The organism is Empedobacter sp. GD03861 (assembly GCF_029840885.1).
In the GTDB taxonomy this organism is placed as follows: domain Bacteria; phylum Bacteroidota; class Bacteroidia; order Flavobacteriales; family Weeksellaceae; genus Empedobacter; species Empedobacter falsenii_B.
In genome coordinates this window covers 21,262-38,951 of the sequence record NZ_JAOCDJ010000023.1, presented here as the reverse complement: position 1 = coordinate 38,951, position 17,690 = coordinate 21,262, and the positions used below count along the sequence as shown (strand labels likewise).

Below are 17,690 nucleotides of genomic sequence, written 5' to 3'. Positions count from 1 at the left end.
TTTTCGTTTTCATTTTTTCTCTTGAAATTTATTTATTTCTATAAATAATTTCAATCTTTAAAAACTTTCAGCATTGCTATTTTCTTTTCTTGACATGCTACGTTCTACGCCATAGGAATCAAGCACATTTGTAAACTTCTTTGAAGCATATTGTATTTCTCGATCAGAGTGAAATAGTATTCCTTTTTATCGGTCATTTTTTTATAGCCATACGCCATGCTTTTAAAATTATGAGCAATAGAATTGAGTTACGAAAGAAGTAAAAAGTTAAAAATTACAATAAATTCAAAGCATAGTTATTTAACTGTAAATAATCTACTTAATCGATATTTTAGGGTTCCAAAACCTAGATAGGGAATTAAACTTCTTAAAAAAAAGATAAAATATACATTACTTGAAATAATATTAGAAGTTTATCATTTGAAATTTAATAGCTTTACAGCTTAATATTACTTAATTGGATCAGAAAATATTAGATCACATTTTAGATAAGGATTGGGAACAGGCTTTTAAACTTCTTGTAAAAGATTATCATCAGAGAGTTTATTGGCAAATTCGTCGTATGGTTTTGATTCATGAAGACGCAGATGATATTGCTCAAAATGTTTTTATAAAAATCTATCAAAATTTGAATTCATTCAAAAATGAATCAAAATTATCGACATGGATTTTTAGGATTACTTATAACGAAACCATCAATTTTATTCATAAAAATGCTAAAGAACAAAATGTTTCGTTTGAAGATTATTCGATGAATATTGCAGATGATTTATCTACGGATGAGTATTTTACAGGTGATGAAATTGAGTTGAAACTACAAAAAGCGATTGCAAGTTTGCCAGAAAAGCAGCGCGTAGTATTTATGATGAAATATTATGATGAAATGAAATATGAACAAATTTCTGAAATTTCAGGAACATCTGTTGGTGCGCTAAAGGCGTCTTATCATCATGCAGTTACAAAAATTAAAGAATTTTTAGAGGATGAAGATTAAACCTTTTTAACTTTTTTTTGTCTTATGAATGATATGAAAGAAAATGGATTAAAAAATAATTTTAAGGTTCCAGAGAATTATTTTAAGAATTTAGAAGATGAAATTTATTTTAAAAGCTTAAAACAAAAGGAAAATTATACAACCCCTACTAATTATTTTGACGATTTAGAACAGTCAATTTTATCGAAAACTATTGATAAAAAAGAAACAAAAGTTGTACATTTCAATATTTGGTGGGCTGCTGCTTGTATATTGCTATTAGCATTGGTTGTAACTCCTTTTGTGATTAATTCTACAGAAAAATCTACAGAAGTTGTGGATACAAAAACAGAAAATCATGTTTACGAGAAGATCTATGATTCGTATATAGTGAGTGATCAAAACAAAAAATCGTCCAATGTAACATTAGACGATTCTGATTTTGCTTTATATGATTATTAAGAAATTCTAAATAATTTCTGCACTTAAACCTCGGTTCAATAATTCTGTGCATCGAGGTTTTAAATCTTCTAATTCACCCGTCAAGACTTCGCATTTACCTTTGTAGTGAATCAAAATAGAACATTGTTCCGCTTGCTCTGGCGTGTGTTCACAAACATCAATCAACGATTCGATTACCCAATCAAAAGTATTCACATCATCATTGTAAACAATAATTTGATATTTGTGTGATTCCTGTTCCAATACATCAACAGCCGAATCTTTTTCCGTTTCCCACATGGGTTGCGTTGCGTATTTTGTCATATCATTTTATTTTTTGAAATGTAGCGCAATCCACTCATTTCGTTGTTTTTTAGATACAAATTTCAAACCATTTTCTGTACAAAAAGCTAAGATATCATCAAAATCTTGCTCCATCAATCCACTTAAAAATAAATCACCATTTTCATTCAAAACATTGATGTAAGAAGGAATTTGACTGATTAAAATATTTTTGTTGATATTCGCTAAAATAATGTCAAACTGTTTGCTTCCCAAAAGTGAATTATCACCCATTTTCGCATCTAAACTAACACCATTTCGTTTTCCATTTTCGATAGAATTTTCCACAGCCCACTCGTCAATATCGATACATTCTGCATAATTTGCACCACGTTTCATTCCTAAAATTGCAAGAATTGACGTTCCACAGCCCATGTCCAAAATATCTTTTCCTGTAAATTCAGTTTCCAAGATATATTCTACCATCAAATGTGTTGTAGAGTGATGTCCAGTCCCAAAAGACATTTTTGGTTGAATGATAATTTCGTAAGGAATATTTTCAACTGTTTCGTGAAATTCTGCACGAATCAAACATTGGTCATTCACTAAAATTGGCGTGAAATTTTCTTCCCAAGTTGCATTCCAATTTTGTTGTTCAATTTCTTGACGCGTATAAGAAAAATCAATATTCTCGATAGAATCAATCACTTCTTTTACTTGGTCAATATTTTCGTCAGTTTTTGGCATGTAAGCATCAAAACCTTCTTCGTTTTCAACAAAACTTTCAAAGGGTAGTTCAGAAATCATTGCAATAATAATTTCATTAAAAGGCTCTACTTCCGCAACTTTAAATTTATATTCGATATAATTTGTCATAAAAAAATGTAGAAAACATCAAATTGTTTTCCAGCGCAAATTTACGATTTTTATAATTAATGATAAAGGAGATTATTTATCAAATGGAAAGTCCTTCAAACCAACCATCATTTCACGTTTTCCTGGAGGCCCAGGACGTTTTTGTACAATATAGCCCAAATCTTTCAAACCTCTTTTTATGGTTCCTTTCGCTGCATAAGTGGTAAAAATGGCAGATTTTTTAGTTAAAGAATCAACAATTTCTAACAATTCTTTTTCCCATAATTCTGGTTGAACACGAGAACCAAATGCATCAAAATAAACTAAATCAAAATTATTTTCGTTGATATTTTTCAGATTGAAAAAATCTTCTTCCACTTTCTTAACTTCAAAATATGGAGAAATTTTATTCCAATTTTCCCAATTTGAATGAAATAATTGTTGATAATAATCTAAAAACTCTTCTTTTCGATGTTCAAATTCCGGATAAAGTTTGAAAACATTTTCGAAATAATTCACCAATTCAAATTCTTCATCAGAAACTGGAAATTTTTCAATTCCAACATATTGCACTGGAGTTTTATGTTTTTCAGCTTCCATCAAAGTAATGAAAGAATTAAGTCCCGTACCTAATCCAATTTCTATAATTTTTATAGGATTTTTTGTTTCTGTAAAATGATGAAATCCATTTTTTATAAATACATGAAAAGCCTCTTGTACAGCGCCATGCTTAGAATGATAAGATTCATCCCAATCTTCAATATAGATAGTTTTAGATCCATCTTCCGTTTCTTGAATAATTCTTTTCATCGTCGAAAGTTATGATATTTATTATGAAAAAGTGCAAATAAAATGTACCTTTGATAAGCACAAACAAAATATATCATAAAATGATTATAGAAAAAATTGCTGAATCAAAATTTAACGATTCAGTTTTTAACTCTACTACTTTTGGGAAAGAGTTTACAGATCACATGTTGATCGCGCATTACAAAGATGGTAAATGGGATGAGCCAAAAATTGTTCCTTACGGACCAATTTCAATGACTCCAGCAGCGATGTCTTTCCATTATGGTCAAACAATTTTTGAAGGAATGAAAGCCTACAAAAATGATAACGAAGAAGTATTTATTTTCCGTCCAGAGAAAAACTTCGAGCGTTTTAATTTATCTGCGGCACGTCTTAATATGCCTCAAATTCCGAAAGAAATTTTTATTGATGGTTTAGAAGCGATTATTGATATCGATCGTCAATGGGTACCAAAAGATTACGGAACGTCATTATATATTCGTCCAGTAATGTTCGCAACAGAAGAAGCGGTTTCTGCAAGAGCATCTAACGAATATATTTTTGCAATTTTATTAGCTTATGCTCCTAATTATTACGACAAACCTTTATCAGTAAAAATTGCTGATTATTATAGTCGTTCAGCTCAGGGAGGTGTTGGTTTTGCAAAATGTGGAGGAAACTACGCAGGATCTTTCTTTCCAACTTCTGAAGCTCAAAAAGATGGTTATGATCAAGTAATTTGGACAGATTCTATCGAGCATAAATACATTGAAGAAGCAGGAACAATGAATGTGATGGTACGTATCGGAAATAAAATTTTAACAGCGCCAACGTCTGAGCGTATTTTGAACGGAGTAACACGTGATTCTGTTTTAACTTTAGCAAAAGATAGTGGATATGAAGTAGAAGTACGTCCTGTAGAAGTACAAGAAATGTATGATGCTTACAAATCAGGAGAATTAAAAGAAGTATTTGGATGTGGAACTGCTGTTGTAATTACACAATACGATGCAGTTGGATTTGGTGAAGAGCGTGCTCAATTACCAACTTTAGCTGAAGAAGATTCTTTTGCATTACAATTGAAAAAGAAATTAAAAGATATTCAATACGGATTAGCAGAAGATCCTTATGGATGGAGAATTAAAATCGAAAAACAAGCTTAATTTTGTTTAAGTAAATTTTTTGAAAATATAAGCTGACAATTTGATTGTCAGCTTTTTTTGGCACGATATTTAATAATATGTTATACAAAGTACTATATTTGCAAAATGAATGGACTACAGAAATTTTTAATCATCTGTTCAGGGAGTAGTCTTGAACTCTTGAAAAAAACACCAACAGATATCAACAAACATGTTGGTATTGGAGGTGTCATATTATTTACAGGAATTTTGGCGGCTTTGTCTGCTGGATATGCGCTGAATACTGTTTTTGATAATATATATGCAGCAACAGGTTTTGGTTTGTTGTGGGGATTAATGATTTTTAATCTTGACCGATATATTGTCACATCAATGAAAAAGTCAGGTGGATTTTTTCGTCAGTTTTTTATTGCTTTGCCACGTATTTTGGTTGCAATTTTATTAGGTATTGTGATTTCGAAACCGTTAGAATTAAAAATTTTCGAGAAAGAAATTAACAAGCAATTAAATATTATTGTCAATCGAAATAAAACGGAATTACAAAAAGGAATTGATGCGCGTTATGCTGAATTGGGAACGCCTTTTTCGAATGAACGAAAAGAAATTTATGCAGAAATTGATAAATTAAGAAACGAGTATAATTCTGCTTCTATCGAATTGGAAAAAGAAGTTGTGGGTACACAAACTGAAACAACAACTGGACGCGAAGGTTATGGACCAAATGCAAAACGAAAAGCAGAATTGAAAAAACAAAAAGCTGCCGAAATCGAAACTTATATTCAACAATCTGCGCCTCGTTTAGCTGAAATTAATAAAGAATTAGATCGATTGAATGTTGCAAAAGAAAAAGAAATTGATGCGGCTAAACCAACCGAAGAGAATTACAATGGTTTTGCTGCACGTATGCAGGCTTTAGACGAATTGTCAGTTAATAATCCAATTTTAGGGACTGCAGCTATTTTTATAGCTCTTGTGTTTATCTCGTTAGAAACTGCGCCAGTTTTAGTGAAATTAATTGCACCAAAAGGACCTTATGATTTTCTCTTAGAAAAACATGAACATTCGTTCAAGATTTTTAGCAAAGAATCGATTCAGGTTATGGATATCAAATCTGAAAAACGTGTGAAACATGAGTTAGAAAAAGTATAAAATTGTAAAAAAGTAACTTCCGTTTGAAGTTACTTTTTTAATTTTGTAATAGATATGGAAACTTATAAAATAGAAATTTACGGAGAAGACGAAAACCAAATTCAACGAATGGAAGAGGTGATTGCTCCAATAAAAGATATACAGGATTATTTTTGGAAAATTCTTTGGGTTGATGGTGAAAGTGAAACGGACGAATATTCGGTTTTCGAATTGCAAGAAGTGATTGATCAACAAGACGGAATTTTTGTGGAATATGATCAGTTAGAAAGTTTGTGTTATAAAATGGAACATGTAACGGAGGCGTTGATTATTGGAGATAGAAAAGAAAATAATTTGCATGTAAATATTGAGGATGAAAATTTATACGACAACGAAGTTGTGTTTGAATTTGTGAAAGATTCACATTGGCAAATTTTGACTTCGGATATCAATATTGTTGATACGTTCAAAGTTTTCTTTCCAAATAGTAAAATCATTGATTAAAATTGATTAACTTTAAATTAAATCTCTCATTATGAATACAGAAGAGTTAAAAAAGTTGACAATAGAAAAGATAAAAAAACTGGATGATAAAAATAGTATTGAGCAAATAAATAATTTACTTGATTTTGAATCTGAAAGTGGAATTTATACTTTAACTGACGAACAAATTGTTCGAGTTGAAGAAGCTAAAGATGAGTATAAAAATTCATCTATAATTAGTGAAAAAGTAGCCAATCAAGAAATTGAAAAATGGCTAAACGAAAAATAATTTGGACAAAAACAGCGAATCTTGAACGAAAAGAAATCTTAGAATATTGGATTTTAAGAAATAAATCAAAGAGATTTAGTATCAAATTAAATTATCTAATTCTTCAAACATTAGAAGTTTTGCGCGAAAATCCTACAATTGGTCGACGAACAAATATTGATAATGTGAGAGTAAAACTTATCAGAGAATATTTGTTATTGTATGAATTTACTGATGCTGAATTAATTATTTTGAGTATTTGGGATGCTCGCAGAAATATAAAATAAAAGCCTTTTTAGTGGCTTTTATTTTATATTTGATTCAATTTCTGAAAAATTTGTAAGGTTTCTTTTGCTTCTTTTACATCGTGAACACGCAAAATTTTTGCACCTTTTTGTAACGCAACCATATTCAGGACAGAAGTTCCGTTTAAAGCTTCTTGCGGAGTTGTTTCGAATAAATTATAAATCATCGATTTTCGCGAAATTCCGACTAATAAAGGAAAACCTTCAAAACCTAAAGCTTCCATTTTATTGAATAATTCATAATTATGATCCAATGTTTTTGCAAAACCAAAACCAGGATCTAAAATAATATCATTCACTTTTGCAGCTTTTAATTGAGCAATTTTCTGCGAAAAATATTCGTTTACTTCCAGCGTAATATCTGCATATTCAGGATTATTTTGCATCGTTTTTGGCGTTCCTTTCATGTGCATCAAAATGTATGGAACTCGAAGTTCTTTGATTGCATCAAACATATTTTCGTCTAACTCCCAACCCGAAACATCATTTATAATAGCAGCGCCAGCTTTTACAGCTTCGCGTGCCACATTTCCTCGAAAAGTATCAATCGAAATAATCAATTCTGGATATTCTTCAATAATTTTTTCGATAATTGGTGCAGTTCTATCAATTTCTTCTTGCTCCGAAATATTTTCTGCTCCAGGTTTTGTAGAATAACCACCAATATCAATCATATCAGCACCTTCGGACAAATGTTTTTCAACTTTTTCTAAAATCAAATTCATCGATTGATTACTGCCTCCATCATAAAAAGAGTTTGGCGTTGTATTCAAAATTCCCATAATTTTAGGCTCGTTCAAATCAATCAAACGACCATTACAATTAATTGTCATATCTTAGAAGTTCTTTAAGCAATTTCAATTATTTTTGAAATCGAAACGAAATTATGAAAAATACCTCAATTCAATTTAAAGAAATCATCTCTGTTTGTCGAGATTTATATACAAAAAAATTACAAGATTACGGTCCGGCTTGGCGTGTATTGCGTTTACCGTCGTTGACAGATCAAATTTTTATCAAGGTAAATCGCATTCGTACGTTGCAAGAAGCGACGGAGCGTTTGGTTGATGAAGACGAAGAAGGAGAATTTGTGGCGATTGTAAATTATTCGATTATGGCATTGATTCAGCTAGAACTTGGTTTCGCAGATCAGCCAGATTTAACAGATGAACAAGCGATCGATTTTTATGATAAATATGCGACAATTGCGCACGATTTGATGATGAAAAAAAATCATGATTACGGTGAAGCTTGGCGAGATATGCGTGTGAGTTCGATCACAGATTTAATTTATCAGAAAGTTTTGCGCACAAAAAGTATCGAAGATAATAAAGGAAAAACGATTGTTTCAGAAGGTTTGGATGCAAATTATTTGGATATGATTAATTATTCGATTTTCGCCATGATTTTAATTAACGAAAAGAAAACTTCATGAGGTATTTAGTTCAATTTGCCCGAATTATAGTTGGAGTTATTTTTATAATTTCTGGATTTGTAAAAAATGTAGATCCAATTGGGTTAAGTTTCAAATTAGAAGAATATTTTTCGCCAACAGTTCTTAACATTCCATTTTTAGAAGGTTTGAGTTTGCCTTTGGCAACTTTCTTTTCACTTTTTGAAATAGTTTTAGGCGTTTTATTATTGCTTGGCGTTTGGAAAAGATTTACAACAATAGCTTTATTGTTAACGATTATTTTCTTTACATTTTTGACATTTTATTCAGCTTATTTCAATAAAGTAACCGATTGTGGATGTTTTGGTGATGCGCTAAAATTAGAACCTTGGACATCATTTTACAAAGATGTTGTGCTTTTGATGTTGATAATTGTTTTAGTGATTGGTCAAAAATATATCAAACCATTATTCGTCGAAAAAGCGAATTATGCGATTAATTTTATTACAATTTTAGGTTCTGCAATTATTGCTTATATTGGAATTAATCATTTACCAATCATCGATTTTAGACCTTATGCAGTTGGAAAAAATTTGATTGAAGGAATGAAATCTCCGCAAGAATTAGGTTTAAAACCAACAACATATAAAACGATTTACACCATGAAAAATAGTGTAGATGGAAAAGTGGTTGAAATTGATGATTCGCAATATATTGCAGATGATAAGTGGTACAAACACGGAACGCCTTGGGTGATTGAAGCGGATAAAACGCGTACAATTGTGGAGAAAAAAGGGTACGAACCACCAATTCACGATTTTAATTTTGATTGCAATGGTGTTGATAAAACTTCTGAAATTTTGAATGCGCCGAAAGCGATCGTTTTTGTCATTCCTTTTGTTGAAAAAGTAAACGAGAAACAAATTGCGAAATTAAATACTCTAGGAAAAGAAGCGAAAGCAAAAGGTTTTGTTGTGACAGCGGTTTCGAATAATCCAATTAAAGGTTTAGAATTGGAGAATTGTTTTATGGATCAAACAACGATGAAAACAATTATTCGCTCAAATCCAGGAGTGATGATTTTAGAAAAAGGAACGGTAAAAGCGAAATATCATGACAACGATTTTCCTTCAATTAATCAATTAGAAGAATTATTTTAAAAAGTGATTAATTATATTTTAAATAAAATTTTCTACGGATTTCTAACACTTTTTGGTGTAGTGACTGTAGTTTTTCTATTGTTTTCGGTACTTCCTGGAGATCCTGCACGTATGATGCTCGATCAAAAAGAAGATCCTGAACAATTGGCTCAAATTCGTAAAAACTTAGGTTTAGATCAACCTTTGTGGAAACAATATGCTTTTTATATAAATGATTTGTCGCCGATTTCATTTCATAATATTGACGAAAACAATACAACATATACTTCATTAAGTTCTGATAAATACAATTACACAAAATTGATGGATTTCGGAACGAATGAAATGGTTTTGAAAACACCTTATTTGCGCGAATCTTTTCAGAAACAAGGAAAAAGTGTAAGCACAATTATTGGTGAAACGCTACCAAATACGATGGTTTTAGCAATTGCGGCCATTATTATTGCGACGATAATTGGCGTTGCGTTGGGAATTGTTTCAGCTTTGATGAAAGATACTTGGATTGACAGAGTTTTGTTAGTGGTGACGAGTTTTGGGATGAGTATTCCGTCTTTCTTTTCGGCGATTATCATTGCCTATATTTTTGCGTTTTTGATGCATGATATTACAGGACTGAATATGATTGGAAGTCTCTATGAAGTGGATGATTTGGGAGAAGGAAAACATTTGATGTTGAAAAATCTTATTCTTCCAGCGATTACATTAGGATCTCGTCCGTTAGCCGTTTTTACGCAATTAACACGAAATTCGTTGTTAGAAGTTTTGAACCAAGATTATATTCGAACAGCTTTTGCAAAAGGACTTTCAAGAAAAACGGTGATTACAAAACATGCATTACGAAATGCGCTGAATCCTGTTGTTACAGCAATTTCTGGTTGGTTCGCTTCGATGTTGGCAGGTTCTGTTTTTGTGGAATTTGTTTTTGGTTGGAATGGTTTAGGAAAAGAAATCGTAAATGCACTAAATACATTAGATTTACCAATTGTGATGGGAGCTGTCTTAGTGATTGCTGTGATGTTTATTGTGATTAATATTTTGGTTGATATTCTTTACGGAATTTTAGATCCTCGCGTTCGCATAAAATAAATCAGTTTTAATTTCAAGAGAAATAATTATCTTGCAGTAAATATTAAACCAAAATAAAATACACTTTTTTATGCGTGATAGAATAGTAGCAGGAAACTGGAAAATGAACTTAAATTATGAAGAAGCAATTCATTTAGCAACAAATCTTAATGCTTGGGTGGCAGATAATCATCCAATAGCACAAGTTATAATTGCGCCTTCTTCTATTTATTTACAAACATTGTTAGAAGCTGTAGATGAGCAATATGTTAAGATTTCTTCGCAAGATATTTCTGCTCACGAGAAAGGGGCGTATACAGGAGATATTTCGGCAGAACAATTGGATAGTATCGGATTAGATTTCGCTATTATCGGACATTCTGAGCGTAGAGAATATCAAGGAGAAACAGATATTGTAATTGCTGAGAAATTAAAACAAGCTTTTAAATATCAAATTAATCCAATTCTTTGTGTGGGAGAAAAATTAGAAGAACGCGAAGCTGAGAAACATTTTGAAGTTGTAAAAACTCAAATCATGGATGCTTTAGTTGCTCAAAAACCAGAAGATCTTTCTCGTTTGATTATTGCTTACGAACCAGTTTGGGCAATTGGAACTGGAAAAACAGCTACACCAGAGCAAGCGCAAGAAATTCATGCATTTATTCGTAAAGTTTTGAATGATGAATTTGGTGTAGAAGTCGCGAATGATACAAGTATTTTGTACGGAGGAAGTGTAAATGCACAGAATGCGAACGAAATTTTTACTCAACCAGATATTGATGGCGGTCTTGTTGGTGGCGCTTCATTAAAATATGATGATTTTGTGCAGATAATTGCTGCATGTAAATAAAGTTAATGACTCAATCGAAAGATTGAGTTTTTTTATTTATTTTTTCAAACTCTCTATTCATCAGTGTTATAATAGGTTTTTTGTCTGATTTAAGAAAATTATAACATTTCTTAAGATTAATTAAGAGTTTTCGGAACAGTGTCTGCAAAGTTCTAAATGTACTAACTATTTAAAAAGTATCATTTTTAAACAAAACACATTTATTATGAAAAAATTGACGCAAGTATTAGGAGTCGTAGCAATAGGGTTAGTTTCTTTCTCTTTTACTACAAAAAATGAAATAAAAGTTCCTACAACAGAAATTACAAATAAAGTTGTAGAAGATGCACCAAAAGTTGTTATTTTAGATATTGTAGATAATATTGCAGCAGATTCAGGAGCTAATATTGCAACTGAATTCAAAACAAAGTTAGAATCATTGAATAAAGAAAATGTACAGGTTCTTTTATGGAAAGATTTAACGAAAGGATTAAAAGATGAAGAGAAAAGATCAATCATCGATAGTTTAAAACCTGAGTTGATCATGACGTTAAGTTTCGATAAAACTGATGATAATACAAATAAAGTTGCAGCAGTTGTTTCTAAACAAAACGTTGCTTTCGAAGATACAGTTAAAGTAGCAAAAGAGTTAACAGAAAACTTAAATTCAACAGCTGTTAAAAATGACGGAGTTTATCAAAACGAATCAAATTATATTCAAGATAATGCTGCACCATCAATTTTCTTAAGCGTAAAAGTGAAGAATGAACCAACTTCTAACGCAGAAATTGTTGATAAACTTTCTAATTTCATCGAAACAGCGAAAGTTGAAGATAGCACAACTCCAGTTGAAATAACATCAGAAGTAGTAGTAGATTCAGCGGCAGCTACGGTAGACTCAGCTACAACAACAATAGAAGCGGCGGTACAAGATGTAAAAGCAGCTACGAAAGATGCAAAAACAAAAGTAAAAAAATCTAAAAAATAGAATCCGTTTTTTCGAATATTTCATTTTTATTAATGAAGAAAAAGTAACATTTTGTAATGAAATGTTACTTTTTTTTGTTTTTAATTACAGATAACTTAAGTTTGCTCAAACACTTCCAATTCAATGTCAAAACAAGGTTATATCGCGCGTTATTTCAATATTGTTCGTAAATTATCACAACAAAAATATTGTTCTTATGAAGATTTAGAGCGTTTTTTGGAAAGAGAATTTGAAATGCTTCAACTTAATGATGATACATTAGAGTTTAATTTCTCTAAACGTACATTACAGCGCGATATTCAAGAAATCAGAAATATATTGGGAATTGATATAATGTATAGTCGCAGTCAGCGTGGATATTATATTATTCAAGACGATTATAGCTCTGATTTATTTCTGAAAACTTTAGAAGAAATTAATAGTTTTTCTGCTTTGAAATTGACAAATTCGCTCGAATCTATTGTGTATTTGGAAAAAAGAAAGCCAAAACGCGCCGAATTTTTACCAGATATTGTACAAGCAATTCAAGGAAAAAAGAAAATTGAATTTCATTATCAAAAATTTGGAGAGGAAAAAGAAACGATTCGTAAAGTTTCTCCAATTGCAATTAGAGAGCACAATAACCGATGGTATTTGATTGCGGATGATAAAGGAATTGTCAAAAATTTTGGTTTGGAACGAATGAATAAAGTTTTGATTCTTAGAGATAAAATTGATGATAATATCGAGTTTAATTACAATGATAAGTACAAATATTCGTTCGGGATTATTGTTCCAAGTTCAGAAAAACCAGAAAAAATAGTGCTTTCTGTGACCAAAAAACAAGCGGCCTATTTAGAATCTTTGCCTTTGCACGAATCCCAACAAATTTTAGAAACTAAAAACGATGAAGTTTTAATTGGTTTAGAACTATTTTTGACCGAAGATTTTATCAGCGAAATTCTTTCTATGAGTCGTTCAGTTACAATTATCGAACCTAAAAAATTGAAAGAAAAAGTCAAAACAATTTTGAAAGAAACGTTAGAGAAATATAATTAGCGAGTTTCGAATTTCGAAACTCGCTTTATTTTTTTTACATTTCTTCAAATTCTAAATCGAAATTCATTCCTAAAATAGCTTTACCAGTAACTTTTTCTCCATTTTCAGGATTGATTAAGCCAGCCATTTTTCCAGTTTTTTGTTTGGTTAACAAATCCAAAATTTGTTTATCAGTTAATTTTTTACCCATAAACTCGAACGGAATTTTGAATCCACATGCTGCAAAGTTTGCACAACCATAAGCGGCTTTTCCTTTGACTAATTTATGTGTTTTACATTTTGGACAAGTTGCATCTTCCAGATTAATTTCTTCTTTTGGTTTACGTTCCTTTTTAGGTTTTTCAGCTATTTGAACTGAATTCTGATGAGAAGCGATTGGTCTGAAGTAACTATTTTTTACATCAAATGTTAGTTTCGAAACCATTTCAATCAATTCTTGCTTAAATTGTTCTAATTCGTATTCACCTTTTTCAATCAAACGAAGTTTTCGTTCCCAAACACCAGTCAATTCAGGAGATTTTAATAATTCATCTTGAATGGTATCAATTAAATCAATACCCGTTTGTGTGGCGATAATATTACGTTTTTTCTTTTCTATGTATTTTCTACGAAACAAGGTTTCGATAATATTTGCACGCGTAGAAGGTCGACCAATTCCATTTTCTTTCATCAATTCGCGCATTTCTTCATCATCCACTTGTCGTCCAGCAGTTTCCATTCCGCGCAATAGAGTCGCTTCTGTATAATGTTTTGGCGGAGTTGTTTTTCCTTTGTGAATAAATGGTTCGTGAGGACCTTTTTCACCAATCTCAAAAATCGGCATTATTTTTTCCTCATCTTTTTCGTCTTCCTTTTTATCTTTTGCATAGACTTCACGCCAGCCTATTTCGAGAATTTGTTTTCCCGTAGCTTTAAAATTTATCGCAGAAAGTAGTCCATCTTTTCCTGTATTTTCAACTTTTCCTTCGACAGTTGTGTTGGCAACTTTACATTCTGGATAAAAAACAGCAATAAAACGTCGCGCAACCAAATCATAGATACGTTTTTCTTCGTTCGATAAACCTTGTGGAAAGATTTCTGTCGGAATAATAGCGTGGTGATCGGTTACTTTTGTATTATCAAAAACTGCTTTTGACATCGGAATTGGTTGTGTCATCAAAGGAGCAATCAAATTTTGATAAGCGGTTAATTTATTTAAAATTCCAGGAACTTTAGGGTGAATATCTTCCGAAAGATAAGTGGTATCAACACGAGGATAGGTCACAAATTTTTTCTCGTAAAGACTTTGTATATATTTTAAGGTATTTTCTGCCGAAAACGCATATTTTTTATTCGCTTCTACTTGTAAAGCAGTTAAATCGAATAGGCGAGGATTTTTTTCACGACCCTCTTTTACTTCGAAATCAATGATTTCAAACTCTCGATTTTTGATGAAATCTAAACCTTGTTTGGCTTTTTCTTCAGATTTTAAACGAGGTATTGTCGCATTAAACTCTACTTCTTTGAAAATCGTTTTCAATTCCCAATATTCCTCAATAATAAACGCATTGATTTCTTTTTGACGCTGTACAATCATTGCTAATGTAGGTGTTTGCACACGACCAATAGAAAGAACTGTTTTTGGCGGCGCAAATTTTTTGGTAAATAATCGTGTAGCGTTCATTCCTAGTAACCAATCGCCAATTGCACGCGCTTGTCCTGCAGAAAAAAGATTGAAATATTTTTCTCCATCTTTCAAATTATCAAAACCTTCTTTAATTGCTTCTTCTGTCAACGAAGAAATCCATAAACGCTTCATTGGCGCTTTAGCACGCGCTTTAAGTAAAACCCAACGTTGTATCAATTCTCCTTCTTGACCAGCATCACCACAGTTTATAATCTCTTCAACTTGACTAGCTGTTACAAGTCTTTTGATAATATTAAATTGTTTCGAAACTCCTTTGTCAGCGATTAATTTTATTCCAAAACTTGACGGAATCATAGGTAAATAATTCAGATCCCAACTTTTCCATTCGGGAGTATAATCTTGCGGTTCCTTTAATGTACATAGGTGACCAAAAGTCCAAGTAACTTGAAATCCGTTTCCTTCATAGTATCCATCATGCTTCTGATTAGCACCAATTACTTTGGCGATATCTTTAGCAACACTTGGTTTTTCGGCAATACAAACTTTCATAGCAATTATAATATTGAAGTGCAAAAGTCAAAATAATAATTTAATTCTTAAAAAAAAATATAAATATGTATAAATATTGAATAAATTTGCGATAGGTTAATTTTTGTGAAGATTGAATATTTTTCAAAATTTATAAAGTTGTGAGGTTTTATTAGAACTGATGAGATAAAAAATAAATTATCATTTCGGTGAAAAATACTATTGATTTCAAATAAATTCGAAATTTAACGTCATAACAACATAAAAAATTTAGAAGATTTAAAAAATTTTCACTTAATTTACACCCACATTAATAAAAATCATAATATTTAAAAGAATTAGTAAATGGAAAAGAATGTAACAGTACCAGCTAAAACTAAAAAGGGAGGTATCAATCCGGTTATTACAATTGTAATACTTTATCTAATTGCAGCTGCAATTTTCTATTTTATATTTGGGAATCCAAACAATTTTGAAAATGGAGATGTAGACAAAGGACACCCACACAATTTCTTAGGGATTATCCGTAAAGGAGGGCACATTATCCCATTCTTAATGTCTTTCTTCTTTATGGTAATCGTTTTCTCAATTGACCGTGTTATCGCTTTAAACAAAGCAAAAGGAACTGGATCTGCTGAGAAGTTTGTAAATGACATTCGTGCTTTATTAAACAAAAATGAAGTTAACAAAGCAATCGAATTATGTGACAAACAAAAAGGAGCTGTAGGTAACGTAGTTAAAGAAGGTTTAACAACTTACAAAGCTTTAGAAAACGACACAACGTTAAACAAAGAGCAAAAATTAGCTCAATTAGGTAAAACGTTAGAAGAAGCGACTACATTAGAAATGCCAACATTAGAGAAAAACATGACTATTATCTCTACAATTGCTTCTGTAGGTACGTTAATTGCCTTAATGGGTACAGTAATCGGTATGATTAAAGCATTCTTCGCATTAGGTGAAGGAGGAGGATCTCCAGATGCAGCTCAATTATCAGTAGGTATTGCCGAAGCCTTAATTAATACAGGTATGGGTATTGGTGCTTCTGCATTCGCTATTATTATGTATGCTTTCTTAACTTCTAAAATTGATGATTTAACATTCAAAATTGACGAAGTAGGAATGAGTATCCAACAATCTTTCTCTGCTCACAATTAATATTCAATTGACGAAGCCTTAGAAGGATAGTATAAGGACAAAATCAAACAACAAACAATTTAGAATATTAATTAATAATACAGAGAAAATGGCAAGAGTAAAACCAAAAAGAAGAGGTCCTTCGATGGACTTAACAGCTATGTCTGACATGGCTTGGCTTTTGTTAACTTTCTTTATTTTGACATCTAACTTTAGAGAACCTGAAGTTGTTCCTGTCGTAACACCAACATCTGTTTCGAACCAAAAAATGGCTGCTGAAAACATGATGATCATTAAAATTGATGGTGAAGGTAAGTTCTTATTCGGATTAGAAGAAAAAGATCGTATTCCTACATTAGAAAGAATGGGTGATAAGTACGGAGTAAAGTTTACAGATGCTGAAAAGAATGCATTCAAAAGCATAGTAGAGTTTGGTGTACCAATGAAAGAGATGAGAAATTATTTGAATCAGTCTACTGATAAACAACAATCATATCATCCTGGTATTCCATTAGATACGATACCGAACAAAAATCAAGAATTAATTGATTGGGTATTTGAAGCAAAAGAAGTGAACCCAGATATTTTCTTGGCAATTAAAGGGGATCAAAAATCTGAATATATTCAATTCAAGAATTTGATTCAACAATTGCAAATGAAAAATATGAATAAGTTCCAGTTAATTACATCTCAAGAATAATTATTAAGAAATTAGAAAATGGCACAAATAGAAAGTCACGATGACGGTGGCGGAAAGAAAGTCCGTTCCAAAAAGAATTCGACGAAAGTCGATATGGCTCCTTTGGTTGATTTAGGTTTCTTATTAATTACTTTCTTTATGTTTGCGGCGACATCGATCAAACCAAATGTAATGAACTTGAATATGCCTCCAAAAATTGACAAATTAGATCCAACTGATAAACCAGAAATAAAATTGAATAATTCTATATCAATTTTAATTGGAAAGGATAATAAGTTATTTTGGCATCAACAAGATCAGGCAGGATTAAACGGAGGAACTCTAAATGAAACTGACTACTCTAAAATTCGTGATGTTATTACAGCAGCACAAGGTAGAGCAGATAAAGATAAGTTTACTGTAATTATCAAACCTATGGATGATGCTACGTATGATAATTTAGTAACTATCTTAGATGAAATGGAAATTACAAAGTCTACTCGTTACGGAATCGTACCTGTTGCACCTTTTGAACAAAAAGTGTTCGACGAAAAAGTAGGTAAATAATTAGTTTAATTGT

The 17,690-nt window shown here is 31.4% G+C and carries 21 protein-coding genes; 16 read left to right on the top strand and 5 right to left on the bottom strand.

The features are described 5' to 3' along the window. Positions 1-457 precede the first annotated feature (457 nt). Both N5D03_RS10715 and N5D03_RS10710 read left to right on the top strand, forming a co-directional pair. Entirely contained in the window at positions 458-994 is a 537-nt protein-coding gene (locus N5D03_RS10715; RefSeq protein ID WP_125350308.1) for an RNA polymerase sigma factor, read from the top strand. Positions 995-1,018: 24 nt separating this feature from the next. Next, complete coding sequence (locus N5D03_RS10710) at positions 1,019-1,435, top strand: hypothetical protein (RefSeq protein ID WP_125350307.1); 417 nt, start codon at positions 1,019-1,021, stop codon at positions 1,433-1,435. Between the two features lie 6 nt (positions 1,436-1,441). Here the strand turns inward: N5D03_RS10710 and N5D03_RS10705 are convergent, their stop codons facing one another. The 3 genes from N5D03_RS10705 to mnmD all read right to left on the bottom strand — a co-directional run bounded on the left by N5D03_RS10705 (position 1,442) and on the right by mnmD (position 3,361). Next, entirely contained in the window at positions 1,442-1,738 is a 297-nt protein-coding gene (locus N5D03_RS10705) for an ATP-dependent Clp protease adaptor ClpS (RefSeq protein WP_180905936.1), read from the bottom strand. Positions 1,739-1,744: 6 nt separating this feature from the next. Beyond that, positions 1,745-2,572, bottom strand: a complete 828-nt coding sequence (gene prmA, locus N5D03_RS10700; protein WP_038336885.1) for a 50S ribosomal protein L11 methyltransferase — start codon at positions 2,570-2,572, stop codon at positions 1,745-1,747. A 72-nt stretch (positions 2,573-2,644) separates the two neighbouring features. After that, positions 2,645-3,361: a tRNA (5-methylaminomethyl-2-thiouridine)(34)-methyltransferase MnmD gene (gene mnmD / locus N5D03_RS10695; RefSeq protein ID WP_114999065.1), complete on the bottom strand. Its 717-nt coding sequence runs from the start codon at positions 3,359-3,361 to the stop codon at positions 2,645-2,647. 80 nt (positions 3,362-3,441) lie between these two features. Between mnmD and N5D03_RS10690 the strand changes: the two genes are divergently transcribed. The 5 genes from N5D03_RS10690 (at position 3,442) to N5D03_RS10670 (ending at position 6,648) form a co-directional block, all read left to right on the top strand. Next, entirely contained in the window at positions 3,442-4,503 is a 1,062-nt protein-coding gene (locus N5D03_RS10690; RefSeq protein WP_280051638.1) for a branched-chain amino acid aminotransferase, read from the top strand. Positions 4,504-4,608: 105 nt separating this feature from the next. After that, a complete protein-coding gene (locus N5D03_RS10685) occupies positions 4,609-5,631 on the top strand; it encodes a DUF4407 domain-containing protein (RefSeq protein WP_125350303.1) in 1,023 nt (340 codons plus the stop codon). A 54-nt stretch (positions 5,632-5,685) separates the two neighbouring features. Beyond that, complete coding sequence (locus tag N5D03_RS10680; protein ID WP_125350302.1) at positions 5,686-6,114, top strand: hypothetical protein; 429 nt, start codon at positions 5,686-5,688, stop codon at positions 6,112-6,114. 31 nt (positions 6,115-6,145) lie between these two features. Next, positions 6,146-6,382, top strand: a complete 237-nt coding sequence (locus tag N5D03_RS10675; protein ID WP_280050105.1) for a hypothetical protein — start codon at positions 6,146-6,148, stop codon at positions 6,380-6,382. Beyond that, positions 6,364-6,648, top strand: coding sequence for a type II toxin-antitoxin system RelE/ParE family toxin (locus N5D03_RS10670; protein ID WP_280051637.1), 285 nt, complete (start codon positions 6,364-6,366; stop codon positions 6,646-6,648). The genes N5D03_RS10675 and N5D03_RS10670 overlap by 19 nt, the downstream gene beginning before the upstream one ends. A gap of 23 nt (positions 6,649-6,671) precedes the next feature. Here the strand turns inward: N5D03_RS10670 and folP are convergent, their stop codons facing one another. Continuing rightward, positions 6,672-7,499, bottom strand: coding sequence for a dihydropteroate synthase (gene folP, locus N5D03_RS10665; RefSeq protein WP_280051636.1), 828 nt, complete (start codon positions 7,497-7,499; stop codon positions 6,672-6,674). 53 nt (positions 7,500-7,552) lie between these two features. Between folP and N5D03_RS10660 the strand changes: the two genes are divergently transcribed. The 6 genes from N5D03_RS10660 to N5D03_RS10635 all read left to right on the top strand — a co-directional run bounded on the left by N5D03_RS10660 (position 7,553) and on the right by N5D03_RS10635 (position 13,139). Continuing rightward, positions 7,553-8,101 carry a DUF1599 domain-containing protein gene (locus N5D03_RS10660; protein ID WP_280051635.1) on the top strand — a complete coding sequence of 183 codons (549 nt, stop codon included), beginning with the start codon at positions 7,553-7,555 and terminating at the stop codon, positions 8,099-8,101. Further along, positions 8,098-9,219, top strand: a complete 1,122-nt coding sequence (locus N5D03_RS10655) for a BT_3928 family protein (RefSeq protein WP_280051634.1) — start codon at positions 8,098-8,100, stop codon at positions 9,217-9,219. Before N5D03_RS10660 ends, N5D03_RS10655 begins: the two co-directional genes overlap by 4 nt. Positions 9,220-9,222: 3 nt before the next feature. Then, positions 9,223-10,305: an ABC transporter permease gene (locus tag N5D03_RS10650; RefSeq protein ID WP_114999077.1), complete on the top strand. Its 1,083-nt coding sequence runs from the start codon at positions 9,223-9,225 to the stop codon at positions 10,303-10,305. A 70-nt stretch (positions 10,306-10,375) separates the two neighbouring features. Then, complete coding sequence (tpiA, locus tag N5D03_RS10645; RefSeq protein WP_280051633.1) at positions 10,376-11,134, top strand: triose-phosphate isomerase; 759 nt, start codon at positions 10,376-10,378, stop codon at positions 11,132-11,134. Between the two features lie 205 nt (positions 11,135-11,339). Continuing rightward, positions 11,340-12,101 carry a hypothetical protein gene (locus N5D03_RS10640; protein ID WP_280051632.1) on the top strand — a complete coding sequence of 254 codons (762 nt, stop codon included), beginning with the start codon at positions 11,340-11,342 and terminating at the stop codon, positions 12,099-12,101. Between the two features lie 123 nt (positions 12,102-12,224). Next, on the top strand, positions 12,225-13,139 hold the full coding sequence (locus N5D03_RS10635; protein ID WP_038336869.1) for a WYL domain-containing protein: 915 nt from the start codon (positions 12,225-12,227) through the stop codon (positions 13,137-13,139). A 34-nt stretch (positions 13,140-13,173) separates the two neighbouring features. On the opposite strand, the gene N5D03_RS10630 is transcribed toward N5D03_RS10635, so the two are convergent. Further along, a complete protein-coding gene (locus tag N5D03_RS10630; RefSeq protein WP_280051630.1) occupies positions 13,174-15,315 on the bottom strand; it encodes a DNA topoisomerase 3 in 2,142 nt (713 codons plus the stop codon). Positions 15,316-15,639: 324 nt separating this feature from the next. Between N5D03_RS10630 and N5D03_RS10625 the strand changes: the two genes are divergently transcribed. The 3 genes from N5D03_RS10625 to N5D03_RS10615 all read left to right on the top strand — a co-directional run bounded on the left by N5D03_RS10625 (position 15,640) and on the right by N5D03_RS10615 (position 17,677). Further along, positions 15,640-16,452: a MotA/TolQ/ExbB proton channel family protein gene (locus N5D03_RS10625; protein ID WP_280051629.1), complete on the top strand. Its 813-nt coding sequence runs from the start codon at positions 15,640-15,642 to the stop codon at positions 16,450-16,452. 88 nt (positions 16,453-16,540) lie between these two features. Beyond that, a complete protein-coding gene (locus tag N5D03_RS10620) occupies positions 16,541-17,131 on the top strand; it encodes a biopolymer transporter ExbD (RefSeq protein WP_280037740.1) in 591 nt (196 codons plus the stop codon). A gap of 18 nt (positions 17,132-17,149) precedes the next feature. Further along, positions 17,150-17,677, top strand: a complete 528-nt coding sequence (locus N5D03_RS10615; RefSeq protein WP_038336863.1) for a biopolymer transporter ExbD — start codon at positions 17,150-17,152, stop codon at positions 17,675-17,677. The last annotated feature ends 13 nt before the right edge of the window (positions 17,678-17,690 follow it).